This is a genomic window from Enterococcus sp. HMSC061C05 (assembly GCF_001814765.1).
In the GTDB taxonomy this organism is placed as follows: domain Bacteria; phylum Bacillota; class Bacilli; order Lactobacillales; family Enterococcaceae; genus Enterococcus_B; species Enterococcus_B lactis.
In genome coordinates, this window is record NZ_KV817717.1 from 1 (window position 1) to 6,273 (window position 6,273).

Annotated in this window: 9 protein-coding genes; 3 read left to right on the forward strand and 6 right to left on the reverse strand. The window is 37.8% G+C overall.

Going from position 1 to position 6,273, the window contains the following annotated elements; genetic code table 11:
- Positions 1–128 precede the first annotated feature (128 nt).
- The 4 genes from HMPREF2988_RS00600 to HMPREF2988_RS00615 all read right to left on the reverse strand — a co-directional run bounded on the left by HMPREF2988_RS00600 (position 129) and on the right by HMPREF2988_RS00615 (position 3,056).
- Positions 129–653, reverse strand: a complete 525-nt coding sequence (locus tag HMPREF2988_RS00600) for a GNAT family N-acetyltransferase (protein WP_024635856.1) — start codon at positions 651–653, stop codon at positions 129–131.
- Positions 646–1,119 carry a tRNA (adenosine(37)-N6)-threonylcarbamoyltransferase complex ATPase subunit type 1 TsaE gene (gene tsaE / locus HMPREF2988_RS00605; RefSeq protein WP_002308391.1) on the reverse strand — a complete coding sequence of 158 codons (474 nt, stop codon included), beginning with the start codon at positions 1,117–1,119 and terminating at the stop codon, positions 646–648. Before tsaE ends, HMPREF2988_RS00600 begins: the two co-directional genes overlap by 8 nt.
- Before the next feature lie 123 nt (positions 1,120–1,242).
- Positions 1,243–2,223: a phosphate acetyltransferase gene (gene pta / locus HMPREF2988_RS00610; RefSeq protein WP_002312157.1), complete on the reverse strand. Its 981-nt coding sequence runs from the start codon at positions 2,221–2,223 to the stop codon at positions 1,243–1,245.
- Between the two features lie 152 nt (positions 2,224–2,375).
- On the reverse strand, positions 2,376–3,056 hold the full coding sequence (locus HMPREF2988_RS00615) for a uracil-DNA glycosylase (protein ID WP_002308387.1): 681 nt from the start codon (positions 3,054–3,056) through the stop codon (positions 2,376–2,378).
- Positions 3,057–3,181: 125 nt separating this feature from the next.
- Between HMPREF2988_RS00615 and HMPREF2988_RS00620 the strand changes: the two genes are divergently transcribed.
- Both HMPREF2988_RS00620 and HMPREF2988_RS00625 read left to right on the forward strand, forming a co-directional pair.
- Positions 3,182–4,051: a Cof-type HAD-IIB family hydrolase gene (locus HMPREF2988_RS00620; RefSeq protein ID WP_070769797.1), complete on the forward strand. Its 870-nt coding sequence runs from the start codon at positions 3,182–3,184 to the stop codon at positions 4,049–4,051.
- Positions 4,052–4,076: 25 nt separating this feature from the next.
- Positions 4,077–4,592: an LURP-one-related/scramblase family protein gene (locus HMPREF2988_RS00625; RefSeq protein WP_070769798.1), complete on the forward strand. Its 516-nt coding sequence runs from the start codon at positions 4,077–4,079 to the stop codon at positions 4,590–4,592.
- A gap of 227 nt (positions 4,593–4,819) precedes the next feature.
- On the opposite strand, the gene HMPREF2988_RS00630 is transcribed toward HMPREF2988_RS00625, so the two are convergent.
- Together HMPREF2988_RS00630 and HMPREF2988_RS00635 are read right to left on the reverse strand one after the other, a co-directional pair.
- Positions 4,820–5,164 (reverse strand): hypothetical protein, encoded by a 345-nt coding sequence (locus HMPREF2988_RS00630; RefSeq protein WP_070769799.1) that lies wholly within the window; start codon positions 5,162–5,164, stop codon positions 4,820–4,822.
- Positions 5,165–5,569 carry a hypothetical protein gene (locus HMPREF2988_RS00635; protein WP_070769800.1) on the reverse strand — a complete coding sequence of 135 codons (405 nt, stop codon included), beginning with the start codon at positions 5,567–5,569 and terminating at the stop codon, positions 5,165–5,167. It lies immediately after the preceding gene.
- A gap of 141 nt (positions 5,570–5,710) precedes the next feature.
- On the opposite strand from HMPREF2988_RS00635, the gene HMPREF2988_RS00640 reads away from it, so the two are divergent.
- A complete protein-coding gene (locus HMPREF2988_RS00640) occupies positions 5,711–6,205 on the forward strand; it encodes a hypothetical protein (RefSeq protein WP_070769801.1) in 495 nt (164 codons plus the stop codon).
- Positions 6,206–6,273: the final 68 nt, after the last annotated feature.

The following is a 6,273-nucleotide window of genomic DNA, read 5'->3' on the forward strand; positions in this document are numbered from 1 at the left end:
AGATGCAAGCTTTTGAACACCGTTTATTCAAAAAAATGGACTGCGACACGACTTTTGTCACAGTCCATTCGTGCGTTTTTCTGCCTTCCCAAAAGGTTGACAGTTTCTTAACTCTTTTCTTATTTTTTCTATTCAATCAAATAACTCATTTTATATACATCTAAAAATTCACCTAAATCTGTTCTTGCCCCTCTAGGCATGACCGCTTCGATTTGGAAACCCATTTTCTGGTAAAGGTGTACGGCTCTTTCATTACGAACTTGAACATCCAGCTCCAATCGAAAAAGTACACCCATTTCCTTCGCCCAATTGATGATTTCTTCTAGCATAAGAGTACCTAGTCCCATTCCCCAATATTCCTGCAGGATACTGATACCGACTTCTCCCACATGAGATAAACGAAATTGACTGTCTGCTTTGACTGATGCTGTTCCAACAATCGTCCCCTCATTGAGAGCAAGCAGCAATAAATTATTGTTGCTTTCGTACATATAACCCAACTCTTCTGATAAAGTTTCTGGGGGTAAAAGAAGTTCAGCTTCGTCTAAAGCTAAAAATTCTGTCTCGCTATTGACTTGTTCCATCATCGAAAGAATATCTTTTGCATCTTTTGGCACTGCTTCCCGCAAGATGATTCCAATTTCTTCACTCATGGTTTTCAACCCATTTTTCTAGGATTCGCTGTTTGAATGTTTCACTTTGTTCACCATATGAGATCAATTTCACATAACGCTTTTCTAAATCTGTATCACTTTTTTCTAAAATCAGTTCCAAATAATCTTCTGGCAGTGCTTCTTCTAATAGATTTCCCCATTCGACAACGGAAAGTCCATCTCCTTCAAAATATTCATCTAACCCTAAGTCAGCTCCGCTAGCTGCTACCCGATAAATATCCATGTGATACAACGGAATCCTGCCTTGATTATACTCTCTAATAATCGTGTATGTCGGACTTTTGATCATTTGCGTTATTCCCAGTCCTTGGGCGATACCTTTCGTCAATGTTGTTTTACCCGCACCTAGATCACCAGTCAATATCAGATTATCACCTGGCATGGCGGAATGACCAATTGCCTCTGCAAATTGTTCTGTCATTGTTAATCCTGATAGTTCAATCATTTTTCATCTTCTCCCGCTCTTCTTTCTTTTTGCCAGTATATCGCGTAATGAAGTTTTTTTAAAGAAAAAAACGAACTAGTCAAGAACAGCAGCTGCCGTTTTGGACTAGTCCGTGTGTATTTATTAATCAATCAATGTCTGTGCTGCTGTGATAATCGATAATTTATATACGTCTTCTTCATTTGCTCCACGAGACAAATCAGAAACCGGTTTGTTCAAACCTTGCAAGATTGGTCCGATTGCTTCAAAGTTACCGAAACGTTGAGCAATTTTATAGCCAATATTTCCTGATTGCAATTCTGGAAATACAAAGACTGTTGCTTGACCAGCTACTTCTGAATCTGGCGCTTTCAGTTGTGCAACTGAAGGAACATAAGAAGCATCAAATTGCAATTCGCCGTCGATCAAATATTGCGGTGCTAGTTTTTTAGCGATTTTAGTGGCTTCAACTACTTTGTCTACTTCTGGCGATTTCGCTGAACCTTTTGTCGAGAAGCTCATCATCGCCACTTTTGGTTCGATATCGAACAGTTCAGCTGTTTTTGCAGAATCTACAGCGATTTCTGCCAATTCTTGTGCAGTTGGATTCACATTGATTGCACAATCAGAAAAGACATATTTTTCTTGGTCTCTTCCACGTACCATGATCATCGCACCACTTGTCCGACTGACACCAGGTTTTGTTTTGATGATTTGAAGTGCTGGACGAACAGTGTCACCAGTCGAATGGATTGCTCCAGAGACCATGCCGTCTGCAACACCCATATACGTAAGCATCGTGCCAAAGTAATTCACATCTTTTAAAATCTTTTCTGCTTGTTCTTTGGATGCCTTTCCATTTCTACGTTCGACAAAAGCATCTACCATTTCATCCCACTTATCGTAAGTATCAGGACTAATGATCGTAAAGCTAGATGTTTTGATTCCTCTGGCATGTGCTGCATTTCTTATTTCTTCTTCGTTTCCTACTAAAATGGGTTCCACCAGTTCTTCTGCTTTCAACCGGGCAGCTGCACCTAAAATTCGAGCATCAGTAGCTTCCGGGAAAACGATTTTGATCCCACGGCGAACAATCTTAAATCTTAAACTATCAAACAATTCCACAAGATGACCTCCAGACGTTTTTATATGTATTATCATACACTATTCCATAAAAAAAGAACAGTTTATTTTATCTGTATCAGTCAAAAATGCCGGAAAAATGAAGTTTTTCACATATATGGCAAACTGCGCTATAACAGGAAAGCGCTGTTTTATTACACTGTTTCAGGCAGCTGCCAATCAATCGGTTCTTCTCCTAACGCAAGGAGTGCATCATTCGTTTTCGAGAAGGGTTTGGAACCGAAAAAGCCACGGCTTGCAGATAGCGGACTGGGATGTGGAGATGTAATGATGATATGACGGCTCTTATCGATCATTTTGATTTTTTCTTGCGCCGGTTTTCCCCACAAGATAAACACGATTGGTTTTTCTCGTTCATTTAATTTTTCAATGATCGTGTCTGTTAATCTTTCCCAACCTTTCCCGCGATGTGAATAAGCTTGCCCTTCCCGAACAGTAAGAACAGTGTTGAGTAAGAGGACTCCCTGTTTAGCCCATGATACTAGGTTTCCATGTTGAACAGGTACGATACCAAGATCATCATGAAGCTCCTTGTAGATATTTCTTAAAGATGGCGGGATCTTCACGCCGGGCTGCACAGAAAAAGATAATCCATGAGCTTGGTTTTCTCCATGATAAGGATCTTGTCCTAAGATCACTACTTTGACTTCTTCATAAGGAGTCAATTCCAACGCTTCATAGATATGATACATATCTGGATGGATCTTTTGGGTCGCATATTCTTTCTTTAAAAATTCTCTTAGATGCAGATAATAATCTTTTGAAAATTCTGAGGACAAAACTTCTTGCCAACTGTTATGAATGATTTCTTTCAAAACCTCCACCTCCTAATAAAAAGAATAACTCACATTTTCTTCAATCACAAGGGACAATCTTCCCCCTCAGCACTTGATTAATATGGTAAACTAGGAACAAGAAGCAGAAAGGAACGATAATCATTATGATCAAATTAATTGCATCAGATATGGATGGTACATTATTAGATGCCCATATGAGTGTTTCTCCTGAAAATGCCGAAGCGATACGTTTTGCAAACGATGCCGGCGTTGAGTTCATGGTCGCTACTGGACGAAACTATCAAGAAGCTCGCGCCGCTTTGGATGAAGTAGGAATCGATTGTGCGATGATCACTTTGAACGGGGCACAAGTATTTGATAAAAAAGGAAATTCCTTGTTTACCGTATCCATCCCAACTAATCAAGCAACCTCTGTTTTGGATATTTTAGACGCTAACGGTATTTACTATGAAGTAGCAACCAACGATGGTCTTTATTCTGAAAATCAAGCGAAGCGGATCGAAAGTTTTGCTTCCATGGTCGCTACCCATTTACCTCACCTTACGTATAAAATGGCGATTGCCATGGCCTCAGCTAAGCTGGAGTTGCTGCACATCACATATGTAGACAGTATTCGTACCATTTTGGAAGAAAAGAATCTGGAAGTCTTGAAAATTATCTGTTTTCATACAGAAGGACCTGCTGTGTTAGGACCAGTTGGTAAGCAGATTTCTCTTTTAGGTGATTTAGCTGTCACTTCTTCTGGTCAAAACAATATTGAAGTGAACCATAAAAACGCTCAAAAAGGGATTGCCGTTGCCCATGTCGCGCATGAGCGTGGCATTTCTTTAGAAGAAGTCATGACGATTGGTGATAATTTCAATGATGTCAGCATGCTGCAAGTGGCAGGAGTCAGTTTTGCAATGGGAAATGCAGAAATCGAAGTAAAAGATTATGCCAAATATACAACGGACACGAACCTTGAATCTGGCGTAGGAAAAGCCATATTGCGCGCGATTGCAGAAGACTTATAGTTTTATCTAGAAAAGAGGGAGATAGATGTCAGAATTTTTCATTCAGGAAAAACAGCTTGGACGTGCAACTCGGACAATCGTCAAAAACGAAAAAGGGCATTCCCTGTTTTTGATGGTTGGTCGCTGGGGAACAAAGGGCGATGCGTTGTCTCTTTATGCCATGAATGGCGATCTTGTTGCCCACATCAAGCAAATAAGCCTGACATTCGGTACGCGTTTTGAACTGTATAAGGAGTTCGAAAAAGTGGGAACCATGCAGAAAATATTCAATTGGCCCGGTGATTTTTATTATATTCGTAGGCTTCACTGGACAGTCCAAGGTGATATCTATAATCATCAATATCAAATCCATCATTTCAATCAACAAATCATGAAGATGGATAAAGCTACGCTTTTTTCAGGAGATTACTATGTACTGGATATCTCAAATGATGAAGATGCTCCTGTTTGTATTTGTATTGCTGCGGTTTTAGATTACTGGCTTTACCGAAAGAATAAAAACAAAGAAAAGCCTTTATCCTATCGATTTGATATGAATTAGAAAAAATAAAAGCAGCATGAAAGCAAGCTAACAATAAACAACCTCAACATCTAAGTCAAAATGAAGAATCTACGATATTGGGAGTCGTTACTTGATCGAGTAACGACTCCCAATATTTCTTATCAATAATAGAAAATACCAAAACTCCCCACGAAGCAGAGGTATTCAAACACTCTTGATGAACTAAAAAAGTGCTATTTCATCCGTCTATATTCTCCTATCACATATTAAAACTTTAATCGACCGATAAGACATCCTCCATTCGATCTGACCGTCCCTCTGTATATCCCTACATACCAGAATCTTCCTGTAGCAAAATCTTTGTCGTAAGACCAACTTTGTAAATATAATTGCCCACAATAAATACCATCATTATATATAATTGTATTTGTTAGACCGCTTAAAGTAGCCGATCGTCTTGTATGGTAGATAACTTTACTACCTCTGCTATTGATAGTACTCATTACTTGCTCAGCACTTAAATCATTTGTATCGGCATGTATTTTTTGTGAAAAAGCGGTTAATCCCCATATAACCATTGTTAAAATAAATAAGTTCTTAAATTTTTTCACTTATATATCTCCTTCCCTGAAATTTATTTTTGAAGGAATCGGTAAAGGTAAGGAATGGTGATAAAAATATCCCTCATAATATCCTCGAGTTCCATTTGAAACAGGCATTTCCCTATATTTTCCAAGCCAACCTCGATAGGCTCCAGATCGGAAGAATGCAACAGCTGGAGCAGGATTTCCAGTCGTTGTCCATCCACTTGTCCAATAACGTGTCAATATAGCTTGTGGAGAAATAGTGATAAACTTCATTTGATCGAAATCAAAAATAGTGGTTTCTACAATGTGAGAAGGAGCATCCTCACCATAGCTAAAATCTTTTGCTTCAGCATGGACACCGTTATTACTTAATAAAAAAACAGCAACGGACAGTAAAAAACAACTAGATAAAAAAACATTTTTAATCATAAAAAAACCTCCATTTCTATTTTTTACACTCTGATCATACATTGAATTTTTATGCGCATCAAACAAAACTTCAATTATATTACCATCATTTTTCAAATATGGTAAAATATAAGAAAAATAGAGATTAAAGGAGAGGATCACATGGAAAAAAAGTTATTAAAAAGAACTATTTATACATCACATTTGTTATTATTATTCATAATCAGCGGTTGCAATTCGAATTACAATAAAATAACTTATGTCACAATAGAACAAATTACAGCTAATGGAACCTTACAAACTAGAGGAACTTATATTTTAGATAATGGGTATTTAGAAATCAGTAAAGAATTTAAACAAAATATAAATTTAAATACCTCTCCAACAAAATTGTTAAGCGAAACCGATCGACTGTTACTGGCTGAAATGATTAAAGAAGACTTTCCTTCCGAAACTATTTCTACTGAAAATCCAGAATTACTGCAAAGTTTCAACAGGAAAGTCAAAAATGGAAGAGTGGAAATCGATTCTGATAATAAAAAAACTTATCTAATCGGAAAAGATTACAAAAAGGAATTTACATGGGTAGCTGACAATCAAGCAAGGCTAAAAGATTCATTCGGAGTCGAATACAATTTTACAACGGATAGCAAATAGGACTGTGACAAAAATCGTGTCACAGTCCTTTATTTCGAATAAACGGTGTTCAATCAGCTGACCCTCGA

Excerpts from the sequence above, each read along its gene's own strand:
- HMPREF2988_RS00620 (WP_070769797.1), top strand. The coding sequence starts at position 3,182 with ATGATCAAATTAATTGCATCAGATATGGATGGTACATTATTAGATGCC.
- HMPREF2988_RS00635 (WP_070769800.1), bottom strand. The coding sequence starts at position 5,569 with ATGATTAAAAATGTTTTTTTATCTAGTTGTTTTTTACTGTCCGTTGCT.
- tsaE (WP_002308391.1), bottom strand. The coding sequence starts at position 1,119 with ATGATTGAACTATCAGGATTAACAATGACAGAACAATTTGCAGAGGCA.
- HMPREF2988_RS00640 (WP_070769801.1), top strand. The coding sequence starts at position 5,711 with ATGGAAAAAAAGTTATTAAAAAGAACTATTTATACATCACATTTGTTA.
- HMPREF2988_RS00600 (WP_024635856.1), bottom strand. The coding sequence starts at position 653 with ATGAGTGAAGAAATTGGAATCATCTTGCGGGAAGCAGTGCCAAAAGAT.
- HMPREF2988_RS00625 (WP_070769798.1), top strand. The coding sequence starts at position 4,077 with ATGTCAGAATTTTTCATTCAGGAAAAACAGCTTGGACGTGCAACTCGG.